This window comes from Rathayibacter sp. AY1A2 (assembly GCF_002930935.1).
Taxonomy (GTDB): Bacteria; Actinomycetota; Actinomycetes; order Actinomycetales; family Microbacteriaceae; genus Rathayibacter.
In genome coordinates, this window is the sequence record NZ_PSTP01000005.1 from 154,502 (window position 1) to 171,372 (window position 16,871).

Sequence of the window (16,871 nt, forward strand, 5' to 3'; positions counted from 1 at the left end):
CTCGCTCGCGTCAGCCGAGGATCTCGGCGAGGAACATGCCGGTGTGGCTGCCCTCGACCTTCGCCACGTGCTCGGGGGTGCCCACCGCGACCACCTGTCCGCCGCCGGCGCCGCCCTCGGGACCCATGTCGATCAGCCAGTCGGCGGACTTGATGACGTCGAGGTTGTGCTCGATGGTGATCACCGTGTTGCCCTTGTCGACCAGGCCGTTGAGGACGAGGAGGAGCTTGCGGACGTCCTCGAAGTGCAGGCCCGTCGTCGGCTCGTCGAGCACGTAGACGCTGCGGCCGTTGGAGCGGCGCTGGAGCTCGGTGGCCAGCTTGACGCGCTGCGCCTCGCCGCCGGAGAGCGTGGTCGCGCTCTGGCCGAGGCGGACGTAGCCGAGGCCCACCTCCACCAGCGTGCGGAGGAAGCGGTGGATCGCCGTGATGGGCTCGAAGAAGTCGGCCGCCTCGGCGATCGGCATGTCGAGCACCTCGGCGATGTTCTTGCCCTTGTAGTGCACGGTCAGGGTGTCGCGGTTGTAGCGCGCTCCCCCGCAGACCTCGCACGCCACGTAGACGTCGGGCAGGAAGTTCATCTCGATCTTGATGGTGCCGTCGCCCGAGCAGGCCTCGCAGCGGCCGCCCTTGACGTTGAAGCTGAAGCGGCCGGGCAGGTACCCCCGCGCCTTCGCCTCGGTGGTCTCGGCGAAGAGGTTGCGGATGCGGTCGAACACGCCCGTGTAGGTGGCGGGGTTCGAGCGCGGCGTGCGGCCGATCGGATTCTGGTCGACGTGCACGACCTTGTCGAGGTTCTCGAGGCCGGTGACGCGCGTGTGCTTGCCCGGCACCTTGCGGGCGCCGTTGAGCTGGTTGGCGAGCACGCGGTAGAGGATGTCGTTCACGAGGGTGCTCTTGCCGGAGCCGGAGACCCCGGTGACCGCGACGAACGTGCCGAGCGGGAACTCCGCGTCGACCTTGCGGAGGTTGTTGGCGTTCGCCCCGACGACCTTGATCATCCGCTTGCGGTCGATCTTCCGCCGCTTCTTCGGGACCTCGATCGCCTTGCGGCCCGAGACGTAGTCGCCGGTGAGCGAGTGGGTGTTCTCGAGCAGCGACTCGTAGGAGCCGGAGTGCACGACCTTGCCGCCGTTGACCCCGGCGCCCGGGCCGATGTCGACGATCCAGTCGGCGGTGCGGATGGTGTCCTCGTCGTGCTCGACCACGATCAGCGTGTTGCCCAGGTCGCGCAGCTTGATGAGGGTGTCGATCAGGCGGCGGTTGTCGCGCTGGTGCAGGCCGATGCTCGGCTCGTCGAGCACGTAGAGCACGCCGGTCAGCCCGGAGCCGATCTGGGTCGCCAGGCGGATGCGCTGCGCCTCGCCGCCCGACAGGGAGGCGGCGGCGCGCGAGAGGTTGAGGTAGTTGAGCCCGACCTCGATGAGGAAGTCGATGCGCGCGCGGATCTCGCGCAGCACCTGCGCGGCGATGTGCGCCTCGCGGTCGGTCAGCTCGAGCCGGCTCATGAAGTCCTGGGCGTCGCCGAGGCTGAGGTCGGCCACGTCCGCGATGCTCGCCCCGTGCACGAGCACGGCGAGCACCTCGGGCTTCAGGCGGGAGCCCTTGCACACGGGGCAGGGCACCTCGCGAAGGAACTCGGACCAGCGGGTGCGCTGGACGTCGGTCTCGGCCTGGACGAACTGGCGCTCGATGTAGGGCACGACGCCCTCGAAGCCCGAGGTGTAGCTCATCTCGCGGCCGTAGCGGTTCTTCCACTTGACCTTGACCTCGAAGTTGTCGCCGTGGAGGACGGCCTGCTGCACCTCGGTGCTGAGGCGCTTCCACGGGGTGGTGAGCGTGAAGCCGAGGTCGCGGGAGAGGCCGTCGAGCAGCTTTTCGTAGTACTGGAACAGGCCCTTGCCCTGGGTGGTCCAGGGGATGATGACGCCCTCGGCGATGCTCAGGTCGGGGTCGCCGAGCAGCAGCTCGTCGTCGACCGACATGCGCGTGCCGAGGCCCGAGCACTCCGGGCAGGCGCCGAAGGGCGCGTTGAAGGAGAAGGTCCGCGGCTCGATCTCGGTCAGCGAGATCGGGTGGTTGTTGGGGCAGGACAGCTTCTCGGAGTAGGTGGTCCAGGCGCCGTCGCCCTCGCCGTCGACGTAGTTGATCTGCACGATGCCGTCGGTGAGCCGCAGGGCCGTCTCGAGCGAGTCGGTGAGGCGCCCGAGGATGTCGGGGCCGGCCACGAGCCGGTCGACCACGACGGAGATGTCGTGCTTGTACTGCTTCTTGAGCACCGGCGGCTCGCTCAGCTGGACGAGCTTCCCGTCCACCATGGCGCGGGAGTAGCCGCCCGCGGTCAGCTCCTTGAAGAGGTCGACGAACTCGCCCTTCTTCTGCGAGACGACGGGGCTGAGGATCTGGTAGCGGGTACCGGTCTCGAGCTCCATCAGCTGGTCGGCGATCTGCTGCACGGTCTGCGCGGAGATCCGCTCGCTGCAGATGGGGCAGTGCGGGACGCCGATGCGCGCCCACAGCAGACGCATGTAGTCGAAGATCTCGGTGATCGTGCCGACGGTGGAGCGCGGGTTGCGGTTCGTCGACTTCTGGTCGATCGAGACCGCGGGGCTGAGGCCCTCGATGAAGTCGACGTCCGGCCGGTCCACCTGCCCGAGGAACTGGCGGGCGTACGCGGAGAGGGACTCGACGTAGCGCCGCTGGCCCTCCGCGAAGATCGTGTCGAAGGCCAGGGAGGACTTTCCCGAGCCCGAGAGACCGGTGAACACCACCATCGAGTCGCGCGGGATCTCGAGGTCGACGTTCTGCAGGTTGTGCACCCGCGCGCCGCTCACCACCAGCTTCGAGGACGACTCGTCGAGCGAGGAGACGAAGCGGTGGAAGGAGGGAGAGGGGGTGGAGGAGGGGTCCGTAACGGCGTTCAGGATCGACACTCCGAAAGTGTATGCGGAGCCACCGACATCGCCCGTGGCGTTCGCTGGGCGCTGATCCGCGGGCCCCTCCCCTTGCGGATCAGCGCCTCCGATCAGGACAGGTGCCCGGCCTTCTCCATCTGGCGGAGCTCGCGCTTGAGCTCCTGGACCTCGTCCCGCAGCCGGGCCGCGAGCTCGAACTTGAGCTCGCCCGCCGCCTGGAGCATCTGCCCGTTGAGGTCGGAGATGATCGCCTCGAGGTCGTTGCCGCCGTTCGCGGCGAGACCCTGACGGCGCAGGTTCGGCGTCGGGCTCTTCTTCTTGGCGTCGCGCCCGGCGAGCAGCTTGGCGGTGTCGGCCCCCTCGCGGGCGAGGGCGTCGGTGATGTCGGCGATCTTCTTCCGCAGCGGCGTCGGGTCGATGCCGTGGTCGAGGTTGTAGGCGACCTGCTTCTCGCGTCGGCGGTCGGTCTCGTCGATCGCGAGCCGCATCGAGTCCGTCACCTTGTCGGCGTACATGTGGACCTCGCCCGAGACGTTGCGCGCCGCACGGCCGATCGTCTGGATGAGCGACGTGGACGAGCGGAGGAAGCCCTCCTTGTCGGCGTCGAGGATCGCCACGAGCGAGACCTCGGGCAGGTCGAGCCCCTCGCGCAGCAGGTTGATGCCGACCAGGACGTCGTAGACGCCCGCCCGCAGCTCCGAGAGGAGCTCGACGCGGCGCAGGGTGTCGACATCGGAGTGCAGGTAGCGGACGCGGACGCCCGCCTCCGTGAGGAAGTCGGTGAGCTCCTCGGCCATGCGCTTCGTCAGCGTCGTGACGAGCACGCGCTCGTCGCGCTCGGTGCGGCGCTTGATCTCCTCGAGCAGGTCGTCGATCTGGCCCTTCGTCGGCTTGACGACGATCTCGGGGTCGATCAGGCCGGTCGGGCGGATGATCTGCTCGACGATGCCGTCGGCGATGCCCATCTCGTAGCGGCCCGGGGTCGCCGAGAGGTAGACGGTCTGACCGACGCGAGACTTGAACTCCTCCCACTTCAGGGGCCGGTTGTCCATCGCCGAGGGCAGGCGGAAGCCGTGCTCGACCAGCGTGCGCTTGCGGGACGCGTCGCCCTCGTACATCGCACCGATCTGCGGCACCGTCACGTGCGACTCGTCGATCACGACGAGGAAGTCGTCCGGGAAGTAGTCGAGCAGGCAGTGCGGGGCCTCGCCCGACTCGCGGCCGTCGATGTGGCGGGAGTAGTTCTCGATGCCGGAGCAGAATCCGATCTGCTGCATCATCTCGAGATCGAAGGTCGTGCGCATCCGCAGGCGCTGCGCCTCGAGGAGCTTGTTCTGCTTCTCGAGGTCGGCCAGGCGCACCTCGAGCTCCTGCTGGATGGTGTCGATCGCACGGTGCATGACGTCCTGGCTGGCGACGTAGTGCGAGCCGGGGAAGACCGACACGGAGTCGAGCTTCCGGACGATGTCGCCGGTGAGCGGGTGGAGCGTGTAGAGCGCCTCGATCTCGTCGCCGAACATCTCGATCCGGATCGCGAGCTCCTCGTACATCGGGATGATCTCGATCGTGTCGCCCCGCACCCGGAAGGTGCCGCGGGCGAAGTCGACGTCGTTGCGCGCGTACTGCATGGACACGAACTTGCGGATGAGGCGGTCCCGGTCGACCCGCTGGCCGACCTGGAGCGCCACCATCGCCTCGAGGTACTGCTCGGGCTGGCCGAGGCCGTAGATGCACGAGACGGTCGACACCACGATCACGTCGCGGCGGCTCAGGAGCGAGTTCGTGGTGGAGTGGCGCAGCCGCTCGACCTCGGCGTTGACCGAGCTGTCCTTCTCGATGAAGGTGTCCGTCTGCGGGACGTAGGCCTCGGGCTGGTAGTAGTCGTAGTACGAGACGAAGTACTCGACGGCGTTGTTGGGGAACAGCTCGCGGAACTCGTTGGCGAGCTGCGCGGCGAGGGTCTTGTTGTGCGCGAGCACGAGCGTGGGGCGCTGCACGGCCTCGACGAGCCAGGCCGTGGTCGCGGACTTGCCGGTTCCGGTGGCGCCCAGCAGGACGACATCGGTCTCGCCGGCGTTGATGCGGGCGCTCAGATCGGCGATCGCGCCGGGCTGGTCACCGCTCGGCTTGTACTCGCTGATGACCTCGAACGGGTGCACGGCACGGGTTGGCTCCATGGTTCGAAGCGTAGCCGCGACCACCGACACCGGACGGCGCGTGCGCTGGCGGCGAACGGGGGTGCGCTCCCCGACCGGGCCGCTCGGCCACGAGGGCGGGTGTCCGGGACGGACCGTCAGCGGGCGAGACGCTCCCACAGCGCGTCGGTCCGAGCGAGCGTCTCCTCCAGCGTGCCGGAGGAGTCGATCACGACGTCGGCGAGGGCGAGGCGCTCCTCGTCGCTCGCCTGCGACGAGACCCGCGCACGAGCCTCCTCCTCGGTCAGTCCCCGGAGGGCGACGAGACGTTCGATGCGGAGGTGCTGCGGCGCGTGCACGACGACCACCTCGTCGAACTCCCCCGCTCCACGGCCCTCGGCGAGGAGGGGGACGTCGTAGACGACCACCGCGGCCGGGTCCGCCTCGGCGGCCTCCGCGAACAGCCGCTGCGAGCGGAGCGTCACCGCCGGATGGGTGATCGCATTGAGGTCGGCGCGGGCCGCCGCGTCCGAGAAGACGATCGCGCCGAGCGCCGGGCGGTCCAGCGCGCCGTCCGCGCGGATCACGGACGGGCCGAAGCGCTCGGCGATCGCCGCCAGCGCCGGCTCCCCCGGCTCGACGACCTCGCGCGCGAGGACGTCGGCGTCGACCACCACCGCTCCGTGCTCGGCGAGACGGCGGGCGACGGTGGACTTGCCCGAGGCGATGCCTCCGGTGAGGGCGACGAGATGCACCCGGCCACCCTACCCAGCGCCGTCGCCCGGAACGCCGAACGGCCGGCCCCCGAGGGGACCGGCCGTTCGATGCGATGTGCTCGCGATCAGTTGTTCGAGGACAGCTTCTCGCGGAGCGCGGCGAGCGACTCGTCGTCGGCGAGGGTGCCGCCGGTGGTCGACTCGCTGGTGAAGCCGGCGCCGACCGAGACGCCCTCGGAGACGGTGGCCGCCTCCTCCTGCGACTTGGCCACCTGGGCCTTGTGGGCCTCCCAGCGCGCCTGAGCAGCGGCGTACTCCTGCTCCCAGGCCTCGCGCTGCGACTCGAAGCCCTCGCGCCACTCGTTGGTCTCGGGGTCGAAGCCCTCGGGGTACTTGTAGTTCCCCTGGTCGTCGTACTCCGTGGCCATGCCGTAGAGCGCCGGGTCGAACTCGGTGCCCTCGGGGTCGACGTTCTCGTTCGCCTGCTTGAGCGAGAGGGAGATGCGGCGACGGTCGAGGTCGATGTCGATGACCTTGACGAACACCTCTTCGCCGACCGACACGACCTGCTCGGCGAGCTCGACGTGCTTGCCCGACAGCTCGGAGATGTGGACGAGGCCCTCGATGCCGTCCGCGACGCGGACGAAGGCACCGAACGGGACCAGCTTCGTGACCTTGCCCGGCGCGACCTGTCCGATCGCGTGGGTGCGGGCGAAGACCTGCCACGGGTCCTCCTGGGTCGCCTTGAGCGAGAGCGACACGCGCTCGCGGTCGAGGTCGACCTCGAGGATCTCGACGGTGACCTCCTGGCCCACCTCGACGACCTCGGAGGCGTGCTCGATGTGCTTCCAGGAGAGCTCGGAGACGTGGACGAGACCGTCGACGCCGCCGAGGTCGACGAACGCACCGAAGTTGACGATCGACGACACGACGCCCTTGCGGACCTGACCCTTGTGCAGGTTGTTCAGGAATGTGGTGCGGCTCTCGGACTGGGTCTGCTCGAGGAGCGCGCGACGCGACAGGACCACGTTGTTGCGGTTCTTGTCGAGCTCGAGGATCTTCGCCTCGATCTCCTGGCCGAGGTACGGCGTGAGGTCGCGGACGCGGCGCAGCTCGATGAGCGAGGCCGGGAGGAAGCCGCGGAGGCCGATGTCGACGATGAGACCGCCCTTGACGACCTCGATGACCGAGCCGGTGACGACGCCGTCCGACTCCTTGATCTTCTCGACGTCGCCCCACGCGCGCTCGTACTGCGCACGCTTCTTGGACAGGATCAGGCGACCCTCCTTGTCCTCCTTCTGGAGGACGAGGGCCTCGACGCTGTCGCCCACGTTGACGACCTCGGAGGGGTCGACGTCGTGCTTGATGGAGAGCTCGCGCGAGGGGATGACGCCCTCGGTCTTGTAGCCGACGTCGAGGAGGACCTCGTCGCGGTCGATCTTCACGACGGTGCCTTCGATGAGGTCTCCGTCGTTGAAGAACTTCAGAGTCTTTTCGACCGCGGCAAGAAAGTCTTCAGCAGACCCGATGTCGTTGATCGCGACCTGCTTGGTTGCCTTGTCGGTCGTTGCGGTTGTCATTAAGGGATGCTCCAGGATGGATGGGTCTCGGGCGGCGGCCGCCTGCGGGCCTCGCGGCTCGGCGGAGTGGTGACCACTGCGGTGGTGAGGGATGTGCCTCCGGCCCGGGAGCCGCGCTCGGCCGGCCGGAGGACCGGCCTTCCTCGCGCGCCGCGGGCACGGCGGCGCCACAGATGTGACACCCCAGCTTAGACGCCCCGGGAGGCGCACGGCAATCTCGCCGCGCCCGTCCAGGCGCGGGTTCCGGAGTCAGCCGGCGAGGGAGGAGCGGAGGGTGTCGAGACCGACGCCGCCGAGGTCGAGCGCCCTCCGGTGGAAGGCCGCGAGCGAGAACGCGGCGCCCTCGCGCGCCTCCGCCTCGTCGCGCAGCTGCTCCCAGATCCGCTGCCCGATCTTGTAGGACGGAGCCTGCCCCGGCCAGCCGAGGTACCGGTTCACCTCGAAGCGCACGAACGCGTCGTCCATGTTCACGTTGGCCCGCATGAAGTCGAGGGCCGAGTCGGCGGTCCAGACGGTGTCGGAGCCCGGCATCGGCTTCTGGAGGTGCACGCCGATGTCCAGCACGACGCGCGCCGCGCGCATCCGCTGGCCGTCGAGCATGCCCAGGCGGTCGGCCGGGTCGTCGAGGTAGCCGAAGCGCTCCATCAGCCGCTCCGCGTAGAGCGCCCAGCCCTCGGCGTGGCCGGAGGTCCCGGCGAGCTGACGGCGCCAGGTGTTGAGGCGGGCGCGGTTGTGGACGGCCTGGCCGATCTGCAGGTGGTGGCCCGGGACGCCCTCGTGGTAGACCGTGGTCAGCTCCCGCCAGGTGGCGAACTCGGTGACTCCGGCCGGGACCGACCACCACATCCGCCCCGGGCGCGAGAAGTCGTCGCTCGGACCGGTGTAGTAGATGCCGCCCTCCTGGGTCGGCGCGATCCTGCACTCGAGGCGGCGCACCTCCTCCGGGATGTCGAAGGCGGTGCCGGCGAGCTCGCGGACGGAGCGGTCGCTGGTCTCCTGCATCCAGGCCTGCAGAGCGTCGACGCCGTGCAGAGTGCGGGCCGGGTCCGCCTCGAGGTGGGCGATCGCCTCGGCGACGGAGGCGCCGGGCAGGATCTCGCGCGCGATCGCCTCCTGCTCGGACGTCATGCGGGCCAGCTCCTCGATCCCCCACTCGTAGGTCTCGTCGAGGTCGACGACAGCGCCGAGGAAGCGGCGGGAGTGCAGCGCGTACAGCTCCCGGCCGACGGCGTCCTGCTCGGTCGCGGCGGGGGCGAGCTCGCCCCGGAGGAACTGCGCGAGCGACCCGTAGGCGGCCGAGGAACGGCGGGCGCCGTCCTCCAGTCGCTGAGCGAGCGACGCGGGCAGGGATCCGGCGGCGGGAGCGGCCTCCGCGGCCAGCTCGGCGAAGAACCCGCGGGGAGCGGCGATCTTCCGCGCCTGCTCGGCGACGAGCTCGACCTGGCGGCGGGCGGGGACCACGCCGGTGCGGATCCCCTCGCGCAGGGTCTCCGCGTAGCCCTCGAGGGCGGCCGGCACGGCCAGCAGCCGCTCGGCGACCGCCTCCCAGTCGGCGACCTCGTCCGTCGGCATCAGGTCGAAGACGTCGCGCAGCTCCTGCGCCGGAGACGCGATCACGTTGAGGTCCCGCAGCGGCAGACCGGCGTCGTGCCCCTCCAGGGAGAGCCGGAGCTCGGCGCCGAGGTCGGCGGCCGTGACGCGGTCGACGTCGTCCACGGGGTCGGCGGCCTCGAGCTCGGCGAGGGCCGAGGCGGTCGCCGCCCGGGCCTGCTCGAGACCGGCCGGCGAGTAGTCGCCCAGACGGCCGTTCGCGCCGCTGCGTCCGATCGAGGTGCCGAGGGTGGGGTCGAGGTCGACGAGCGTGTCGACCCAGCGCTCGGCGACGGCGTCGACGGCGGTGGGCTCGCGGGGGGTGTCGGTGCTCATGCCTCCGAGCCTAGCCAGGCCCTGCGGCCGGCTCAGTGCGCGGCGACGTCCCAGTCGGACCCGTGGCCCACCTGCACCTCGAGCGGGACGCTCAGGTCGGCGGCACCCGCCATCCGGCCGCGTACGACCGCCTCGAGCGGCTCCTCCTCGCCGGGGGCGACGTCGAAGATCAGCTCGTCGTGCACCTGGAGGAGCATCCGCGAGCCGAGCCCCTGCTCGTCGAGGTCGGCCTGCACGCCGATCATCGCGCGCTTCATGATGTCGGCGGCCGAGCCCTGGATCGGCGAGTTGAGTGCCGCCCTCTCGGCGTTGTCGCGGAGGACGCGGTTCGCGCTCTGCAGGTCGGGGAACGGACGCCGGCGTCCGAAGATCGTCTCGGTGTAGCCGGTCTCGCGGGCCTGCTCGACGACGCTGCGGAGGTAGTCGCGCACCGCGCCGAAGCGGACGAAGTAGTCGGTCATCAGCTGCTTGGCCTCGGCGCTCGAGATGCGCAGCTGCTTCGACAGGCCGAAGGCGCTCAGGCCGTAGGCGAGACCGTACGACATCGCCTTGACCTTGTTGCGCATGGCCGAGGTGACGTCGCCCGGATCGACGCCGAAGATCCGCGATCCGACGAAGCGGTGCAGGTCCTCGCCGGAGTGGAAGGCCTCGATCAGCCCGGCGTCCCCGGAGAGGTGCGCCATGATCCGCATCTCGATCTGCGAGTAGTCGGCGGTGAGGAGGGTGCTCGCGTCCGCTCCGTGGACGAAGGCGGTGCGGATGCGGCGGCCCACCTCGCTGCGGACGGGGATGTTCTGCAGGTTCGGGTCGTTGGAGGAGATCCGGCCGGTGGCCGTGCCGGTCTGGTCGTAGCTGGTGTGGATCCGGCCGTCGGCGGTGACCGACTTCTCGAGCGTCTCGATGATCTGCTTGAGCTTGGTCGCGTCGCGGTGCTCGAGGAGCAGCCCGAGGAACGGGTGCGGGTGGGACTCCTGCAGGTCTGCGAGGGCGGAGGCGTCGGTGGTGTAGCCCGTCTTCGTGGCCCGGGTGCGCGGCATGTCGAGCTCCTCGAAGAGGACCTGCTGCAGCTGCTTGGGCGAGCCGAGGTTCATCTCGTGGCCGATCTCGGCGAACGCGCGGCTCGCGAGGTCGGCGGCCGAGACGGTCAGCTCGGCGCGGAGGCGCGCCAGCACGTCGGCGTCGATCGCGACGCCGGTGAGCTCCATCGTCGCGAGGACCTGGACGATCGGCAGCTCGATGTCGACGAGCACCGAGAGCATCCCCTCGCCCAGCCGCTCGCGCAGCGGAGCGACGAGCCGGTACGCGTACCAGGCCTCGGTGGCAGGCCCCATCGGCTCGACGGTGGGGACCAGCTGGTTCGGGTCGCCCTGCGCCATGGTCTCGTCGAGGTGCTGCGCGACCTGCGCCGCGAGCGTGGCCGGGTGCCCGGTGGGCTGCACCAGCCAGGAGGCGACGCGGGTGTCGAACGCGAGCCCCGCGACGGGGAGTCCGGCCCTCCGCAGCGCCTTGATCTGGGGCTTCGCGTCGGCGAAGTACTTGGGGGCGGGCCCGGCCAGCCACTGCTCGAGCGCGGTGTAGTCGGGCCGCTCGGCGGCCCACGGGACGAACGCCGTCTCCTTCTCGACCGCGAGGCCCACACCCTCGAGCCCGCCGGCTCCGAGCAGGACCTGCACGGCGACGGGCGCGGTGCCCTTCGCCGACACGCGGTCGAGCCAGTGCGCGAGCTCCTCGTCGACCAGGGTGCGGACGGCGGGTGCGGAGGTCGTGACCACGTCGCCCGCCAGGGCCGCGGCAGCGCCGTCGACGCCCTCCTCCGCGGCGATCGTGAGGACCCGCTCCTGCAGGGTCTTGAACTCGAGGCGGCTGAAGATCTCGCGGACCGCGTCGGGATCGATCGGACGGCGCATCAGATCGTGCGGCCCGAGGGGGAGCTCGACGTCCGTCACCAGCCGGTTGAGGCGGCGGTTGCGGAGCGCGTTCTCCTTCTGCTCGCGCAGCTTCTCGCCGACCACGCCCTTGATCTCGTCGGCGTGGGCGATGATGTCGGCGACCGTGCCGTACTGGTTGACCCACTTCGCGGCCGTCTTGGGGCCGACCTTGTCGACGCCGGGCAGGTTGTCACTGGTCTCGCCGACGAGGGCGGCGATCTCGGGGTACTGGTGCGGCTCGACGCCGTACTTCTCGAACACCTTGTCGCGGTCGTAGCGGGTGAGCTGCGAGACGCCCTGGGTGGAGGGGTAGAGCAGGGTCACGTCCGGGGTCACCAGCTGGATGGTGTCGCGGTCGCCCGAGACGACCAGCACGCGGAAGCCGGCCTCGGCCCCCTGGCGCGCGAGCGTCGCGAGGATGTCGTCGGCCTCGAAGTCCTCCTTCGACACGGTCCGGATGTTCATGGCGTGCAGCGCCTCCTCGAGGAGGGGGACCTGGCCCTTGAACTCGGGCGGCGTCTCGCCGCGGGTGCCCTTGTACTCCGGGTACTCGCGGGTGCGGAACGAGTAGCGGGAGATGTCGAACGCGACGCCGAGGTGGGTCGGCTTCTCGTTCTTCAGCAGCAGGATCAGCATCGAGAGGAAGCCGTGGATGGCGTTCGTGTGCTGGCCCTCGCGGGTCTGGAAGCTGTCGACCGGGAGCGCGTAGAACGCCCGGAACGCCAGGGAATGGCCGTCGACGAGCAGGAGGGTAGGCTGTTCCGGATCTGACACAGGGCCAGACTACACAGCGCCTCCGACACCGGATCGGCCCGCTCGCGCCCGCCGGTCAGGGCCGCTCCGAGGCTCCAGCGCGAGGAGCGACGTGACCGAGCCGACCCCCACCACGACCGCCTGGATCCGCCCGCCCGCGCTCGACCTGGTCGCCGGGATCGGCCGCGGCATGGGCGAGCTCGCCGAGCGGATGGGGATCCTCTGGCACGAGCTCACCCCGCAGCACTCGGTGGCCTCGATGCCCGTCGAGGGCAACCGGCAGCCGGTCGGCATCCTGCACGGCGGCGCACACGTCGTGCTCGCCGAGTCGATGGGCTCGATCGCGGCGAACGTGCACGCCGGCGCGGGCCGCCTGGCGATGGGCATCGAGCTGAACGCGAGCCACAGCCGGTCGGTCCACTCGGGCTTCGTGATCGCCACCTGCGACGCGATCCACCTGGGCTCCACCCTCACCACCCACGAGATCGTCGTGCGCGACCAGGAGGGGCGCCGCCTCTCCACCGTGCGGATCACCAACATCATGCGCGACGCCCGCTGACGGGAGCGGACGGGTCCCCCTCGCGGGAGCGGAGGGCGACGACCACGCCCAGGACCGCGACCGCCGTCGGGACCGCCCGTGCCTGCGAGCGACGGGGGATCGACCGGTCGGCCGCGCCGCTCGGGGACCCGGCACCGCGGCGAGCGGCACTGTCAAGCGACGGCGCGCGACTGTGCCCGGTGGTGCCCGAAGGGCGACACTGAGCGGATGAGCCTTCGCCATCTCCTCAAGAGCCTCCCGTCCATGCCCTCCGAGCTGTCCTCGTTCGATGCGGAGGCGGCTCCGGCCGATCCTCTCGAGCTGTTCGCGCAGTGGCTCGAGGAGGCGAAGGACGCGGGCCAGCTCCTCCCCCACGGCGCCACGCTCTCCACCGCCTCCGACGACGGCACCGTCTCGGCGCGCGTGCTCGTGCTGCGCGAGATCGACGAGGCGGGCTGGGCGTTCTCCACCCATGCCACCAGCCCCAAGGGACGCGCGATGGAGGAGAACCCGCACGCCGCGCTGACCTTCTTCTGGCCGGTCCAGGGCCGTCAGGTCCGGGTCGAGGGCCGGGTCGAGCGCGCCTCCGCGCAGGAGTCGGCCGACGACTTCCGCCGCCGCTCCGAGGCCGCTCGCACCGCCCTGCTCGTCGGACGCCAGAGCGAGCCGATGCGCAGCGCGCAGGACTTCGGCCTCGTCACGCTCCAGACGAGCGTCGCCGTGGGCTGCTCGCCCGCGACGCTCGACCGCGAGTGGGCCGTCTACCGCGTCGTGCCCGAGCGCATCGAGTTCTGGCAGGGCTCGACCGCGCCGGAGCAGGATCACACCCGTCTCGAGTACCGCCCGGGAACGACGGAGGCGGGCGGCTCCCCGTGGGAGCGCACCCGCCTCTGGCCCTGAGGCCGTGGGCCCTCGGGCCCGGCCTCGCGCTACGCCTTCTTCGTGCTCAGCTGCTCGATGATCGCCTGCGCGACGTCGTGCATGGTGAGCCGGCGGTCCATGGAGGCCTTCTGGATCCAGCGGAACGCCTCGGGCTCGGTGAGCCCCATCTTCTCGTTGAGCAGGCCCTTGGCGCGGTCGACGAGCTTGCGGGTCTCGAAGCGCTCGACCATGTCGGCGACCTCGGCCTCGAGGGTGAGGATCTGGGCGTACCGCGAGAGGGCGATCTCGATCGCGGGCAGCAGGTCGTTGGGCGTGAAGGGCTTCACGACGTAGGCGAGCGCTCCGGCCTCGCTGGCGCGCTCGACGAGCTCCTTCTGGCTGAAGGCGGTGAGCAGGACGACGGGCGCGATGTGCGCCTTCGAGAGGCGCTCGGCCGCCGAGATGCCGTCGAGCTGGGGCATCTTGACGTCCATGATGACGAGATCGGGGCGCAGCTCGGTGGCGAGGGCCACAGCGGTCTCTCCGTCGCCGGCCTCGCCGACGACCTCGAAGCCGTTGTCGCGGAGGATCTCCACGATGTCGAGGCGGATGAGGGATTCGTCTTCGGCGACGACGACCCGACGGGGTGCGGTCGACGAGGGTTCCTGGTCAGTCACGCCGATGAGCCTACGGTATTCTCGACGGGCTGGTGATGAGCCGGTGTGGCGGAATGGCAGACGCGGGGCACTCAAAATGCTCTGTCCGAGAGGGCTTGTGGGTTCGAGTCCCACCACCGGTACCCGCCTGGTCGCGCGGTGCGCGCCTCCGCTCGATAGCGTCGTCGGATGAGCACCGACCCCTGGCCCCTGTTCTCGCTGGAGCTGCGCACGCCGCGGCTCGAGCTGCATCCGGTCCGCGACGCCGACCTCGGCCCTCTCGCCGAGGCAGCCCTCGCGGGCGTGCACGAGATCGGCCGCTCGCCGTTCCCCTCCCCCTGGGCCGAGGCGCCGGCGGAGCGCCTGCCCGGCGAGCTCGCCCGCTTCCACTGGTCGCAGCGCGCGCAGACGACGCGGGAGTCGTGGCGCGTCGCGTTCGCCGTGGTCGAGGACGGCCGGGTCGTCGGCTGCCAGGACGTGGTCGCCGAGTCCTTCGCCGCCACCCGCACCCTGACCTCGGGCTCGTGGCTCACCCGCTCGGCGCAGGGCCGCGGCCTCGGGCAGGAGATGCGCGCCGCCGTCCTCCTCCTCGCCTTCGACCACCTCGGAGCCGAGGTCGCCGAGAGCGCCGCTCTCGCCTGGAACACCCGCTCGATCCGCGTCTCGGAGGCCCTCGGCTACCGGCCGAACGGGACGCACCGGATCGTCGGTCCGGACGGTGCGCCGGTCGAGGAGCTGCGGTTCCGCGTCACGCCGGAGACTTTGGTGCGGCCGGAATGGACGCTGGAGGCCTCGGGGATCGACGCCGCACGAGCGGTCCTCGTCCAGGACCCGCTCGGTCCGCCCTCCCCTGTCTGATTCACCAGAACATCGTGCCCGGCGAGCCCTTGAACGGACCGACCACACGCGAGGTGATCCAGCCGCCGTAGAAGTCGCCCGGCTGCGGCTGGACCGTCTCGCCGTCGACCGTGCAGGAGTCCATCCGGCCGGGGTAGAGGGCGACGGTGTCGACGAGGGCCTCGAAGCCGGCCATCGGCTCGGGGTACGTCCAGCCCGCCGCCTCCGCGACCGCTCCTCCTCCCCCGCGCACGGTGAGGTAGGAGGCCGCGCCCTTGAACTCGCAGATGCTGCGGCCGGGCGCGGGCTCGAGCGCCCCGGGCGCGAACGAGGACACGGGGAGGTAGTAGACGGGAGGGTGGCTCGTCTCGAGGACGCGGAGAGCGTCGCGGGACTCGGCGACGACGACGCCGCCCAGCCGCACGACCACGTGCTCGGTGGTGGTCTCGACCCTCGGGGGTCGCGGGTAGTCCCAGACGGATTCCTGGCCCTCGGCGGGCGGCACGCGCTTCATCCCGCTCACGCTACGCGGCGGGGAGCGGTGCTCCGGCGCCTCCCAGAGGATGCCCGGGCGGACGCCGCGGCTCCGCAGATCCCCGCCGCCGGGACGCGCGGGGGCCCCGGTCGCGTAACGTCGTCCCTGCGGCGGAACCCCGAGCCCGCGCGCAGAAGGAATCCAGAGTGCCCACCGAATGCATCCACGGCCTCGACATCGCGCTCTGCGACGTCTGCACCCCGAAGAAGCTCCCCGAGCAGGTCGGCCGTGCCACCCGCGCCCCCGCGCGCGTGCCCGGGACCTCCCGTGCGGCCACCGCCCGCGCCGCCGCCCGCGGCACGGCGCGCGAGAAGCCCCTGCCGAAGGTCGACATCGCCGCGCAGCGGATCTACCACGTCACCCACCTCGACAACCTCGAGGCGATCGTCGCCGCCGGCGCGATCCTGGCGGACCAGCAGCTCCAGGAGCGCCCCGCGATCGACGTCAGCGCCGAGACCACCCGCGAGCACCGCCGTGCCGTGCAGGTGAAGGACGGCGTGAGCGTTGCCGGCTTCGTGCCCTTCTTCCTCTCCCCCGACGCCGCCCTCTGGGCCGACCTCCGCGGCGAGCGGGTCGCTCCGCACTGGTCGCCGAGCGCCCACGAGACCACCGCCTCGCAGTACGTCGTCCTGGTGGGCTCGCTCGCCTCCGCCCCGGTGCTGAGCGACGGCGATGCCTCCCACGTCCTCACGCGCTTCACCGAGGGCGACGCGCTCGTGCGCACCTTCGCGCGCCTCCTGGTCGACGAGCCGGCCCTGCGCAGCGCCGAGGCGCTCGTGCCCGAGCGCTTCCCGCTCGAGGGCGTCGCGACGGTCGGCGTGGCGTCGGTCGCCGCCCGCAACCGCGTCAAGGCTCTCTTCGAGGGCATCGACGCCTCTCCCCGCGTCGCCGTCTACCCGCCGTGGTTCCACCCGGTGGCCGAGGAGGAGTGACCCGGCGCTAGTCGGCCTCGAGGAGGTCGAGGCGGTCGGCCAGGTACCTGCGCAGCGGCATCAGTCCCTGCTCGCCCAGACCGGGCGCCCAGCGCACGAGCACCTCGGAGCCGCGCAGTGCCAGCGGCTCCTGGCCCGACTCGAGCGCTGCGGCGTCCAGTGCGAGGCGCCGCCAGCCGTAGTTGACGATCTCGCCCTCCTGGAACGGACCGTCGAAGGCGGCGCGCCGGATCTCGCGGCGCGCCTCCTGCGACTCGGACTGGTTGTTGGCGTGCAGCGGAGCGACGGCACGCGTGACCGAGCCCGTCGCGAGGAGCTCGCCCTCGCGTCCGAGGAGCACCACGCCGAGGCGCCACGCGCGGGTCACCGGCGCCATCACCGGCTTGCGGCGGAAGCCGAGGATCGCGCGCGGCGTCCGCAGCTCGGCGACGGCCTGGTCGGCGATGCCGCGGGCGTCGAGCTCGGCGGAGACCTGGCGCAGGAGCGCGGCCAGATCGGCGGCGGCCTGCTCGGCCCCGGGTGCTGCGGGCATCGCTCCTCCTCGGCTCGTCCCGCCAGCC

13 protein-coding genes and 1 tRNA gene are annotated in these 16,871 nt (G+C 71.1%); 5 read left to right on the forward strand and 9 right to left on the reverse strand.

Annotated elements, in window-relative coordinates; all coding sequences use genetic code 11:
- Window positions 1-10: 10 nt before the first annotated feature.
- The 6 genes from uvrA to polA all read right to left on the reverse strand — a co-directional run bounded on the left by uvrA (window position 11) and on the right by polA (window position 11,973).
- Window positions 11-2,836 (reverse strand): excinuclease ABC subunit UvrA, encoded by a 2,826-nt coding sequence (gene uvrA, locus C5B93_RS07185; protein ID WP_244229661.1) that lies wholly within the window; start codon window positions 2,834-2,836, stop codon window positions 11-13.
- A gap of 188 nt (window positions 2,837-3,024) precedes the next feature.
- Complete coding sequence (gene uvrB / locus C5B93_RS07190; RefSeq protein WP_104221901.1) at window positions 3,025-5,091, reverse strand: excinuclease ABC subunit UvrB; 2,067 nt, start codon at window positions 5,089-5,091, stop codon at window positions 3,025-3,027.
- Window positions 5,092-5,207: 116 nt separating this feature from the next.
- A complete protein-coding gene (coaE, locus tag C5B93_RS07195) occupies window positions 5,208-5,804 on the reverse strand; it encodes a dephospho-CoA kinase (RefSeq protein WP_104221899.1) in 597 nt (198 codons plus the stop codon).
- Window positions 5,805-5,890: 86 nt separating this feature from the next.
- Window positions 5,891-7,345 carry a 30S ribosomal protein S1 gene (gene rpsA, locus C5B93_RS07200; RefSeq protein ID WP_104221897.1) on the reverse strand — a complete coding sequence of 485 codons (1,455 nt, stop codon included), beginning with the start codon at window positions 7,343-7,345 and terminating at the stop codon, window positions 5,891-5,893.
- A gap of 249 nt (window positions 7,346-7,594) precedes the next feature.
- Window positions 7,595-9,271: a DUF885 domain-containing protein gene (locus C5B93_RS07205; RefSeq protein ID WP_104292115.1), complete on the reverse strand. Its 1,677-nt coding sequence runs from the start codon at window positions 9,269-9,271 to the stop codon at window positions 7,595-7,597.
- Window positions 9,272-9,303: 32 nt separating this feature from the next.
- Window positions 9,304-11,973 carry a DNA polymerase I gene (polA, locus tag C5B93_RS07210; RefSeq protein ID WP_104292116.1) on the reverse strand — a complete coding sequence of 890 codons (2,670 nt, stop codon included), beginning with the start codon at window positions 11,971-11,973 and terminating at the stop codon, window positions 9,304-9,306.
- Between the two features lie 91 nt (window positions 11,974-12,064).
- Between polA and C5B93_RS07215 the strand changes: the two genes are divergently transcribed.
- Both C5B93_RS07215 and C5B93_RS07220 read left to right on the forward strand, forming a co-directional pair.
- Window positions 12,065-12,511, forward strand: a complete 447-nt coding sequence (locus tag C5B93_RS07215) for a PaaI family thioesterase (protein ID WP_374953134.1) — start codon at window positions 12,065-12,067, stop codon at window positions 12,509-12,511.
- Window positions 12,512-12,718: 207 nt separating this feature from the next.
- On the forward strand, window positions 12,719-13,390 hold the full coding sequence (locus C5B93_RS07220) for a pyridoxal 5'-phosphate synthase (protein WP_104292117.1): 672 nt from the start codon (window positions 12,719-12,721) through the stop codon (window positions 13,388-13,390).
- A gap of 29 nt (window positions 13,391-13,419) precedes the next feature.
- Here the strand turns inward: C5B93_RS07220 and C5B93_RS07225 are convergent, their stop codons facing one another.
- The gene (locus C5B93_RS07225; protein ID WP_104221889.1) at window positions 13,420-14,028 is read right to left on the reverse strand and encodes an ANTAR domain-containing response regulator; all 609 of its coding nucleotides are present in this window, start codon (window positions 14,026-14,028) and stop codon (window positions 13,420-13,422) included.
- 39 nt (window positions 14,029-14,067) lie between these two features.
- On the opposite strand from C5B93_RS07225, the gene C5B93_RS07230 reads away from it, so the two are divergent.
- Window positions 14,068-14,150 (forward strand) — tRNA-Leu (locus tag C5B93_RS07230).
- Window positions 14,151-14,196: 46 nt separating this feature from the next.
- The gene (locus C5B93_RS07235) at window positions 14,197-14,865 is read left to right on the forward strand and encodes a GNAT family N-acetyltransferase (RefSeq protein WP_104292118.1); all 669 of its coding nucleotides are present in this window, start codon (window positions 14,197-14,199) and stop codon (window positions 14,863-14,865) included.
- Between the two features lies 1 nt (window position 14,866).
- Here the strand turns inward: C5B93_RS07235 and C5B93_RS07240 are convergent, their stop codons facing one another.
- Window positions 14,867-15,358 carry a DUF427 domain-containing protein gene (locus C5B93_RS07240; protein ID WP_104225302.1) on the reverse strand — a complete coding sequence of 164 codons (492 nt, stop codon included), beginning with the start codon at window positions 15,356-15,358 and terminating at the stop codon, window positions 14,867-14,869.
- 167 nt (window positions 15,359-15,525) lie between these two features.
- Here C5B93_RS07240 and C5B93_RS07245 point away from each other — a divergent pair, with 167 nt between their 5' ends.
- Window positions 15,526-16,311, forward strand: coding sequence for a DarT ssDNA thymidine ADP-ribosyltransferase family protein (locus C5B93_RS07245; RefSeq protein ID WP_104221883.1), 786 nt, complete (start codon window positions 15,526-15,528; stop codon window positions 16,309-16,311).
- 7 nt (window positions 16,312-16,318) lie between these two features.
- Here C5B93_RS07245 and C5B93_RS07250 read toward each other — a convergent pair whose 3' ends face one another.
- Entirely contained in the window at window positions 16,319-16,843 is a 525-nt protein-coding gene (locus C5B93_RS07250; RefSeq protein WP_104292119.1) for a hypothetical protein, read from the reverse strand.
- Window positions 16,844-16,871: the final 28 nt, after the last annotated feature.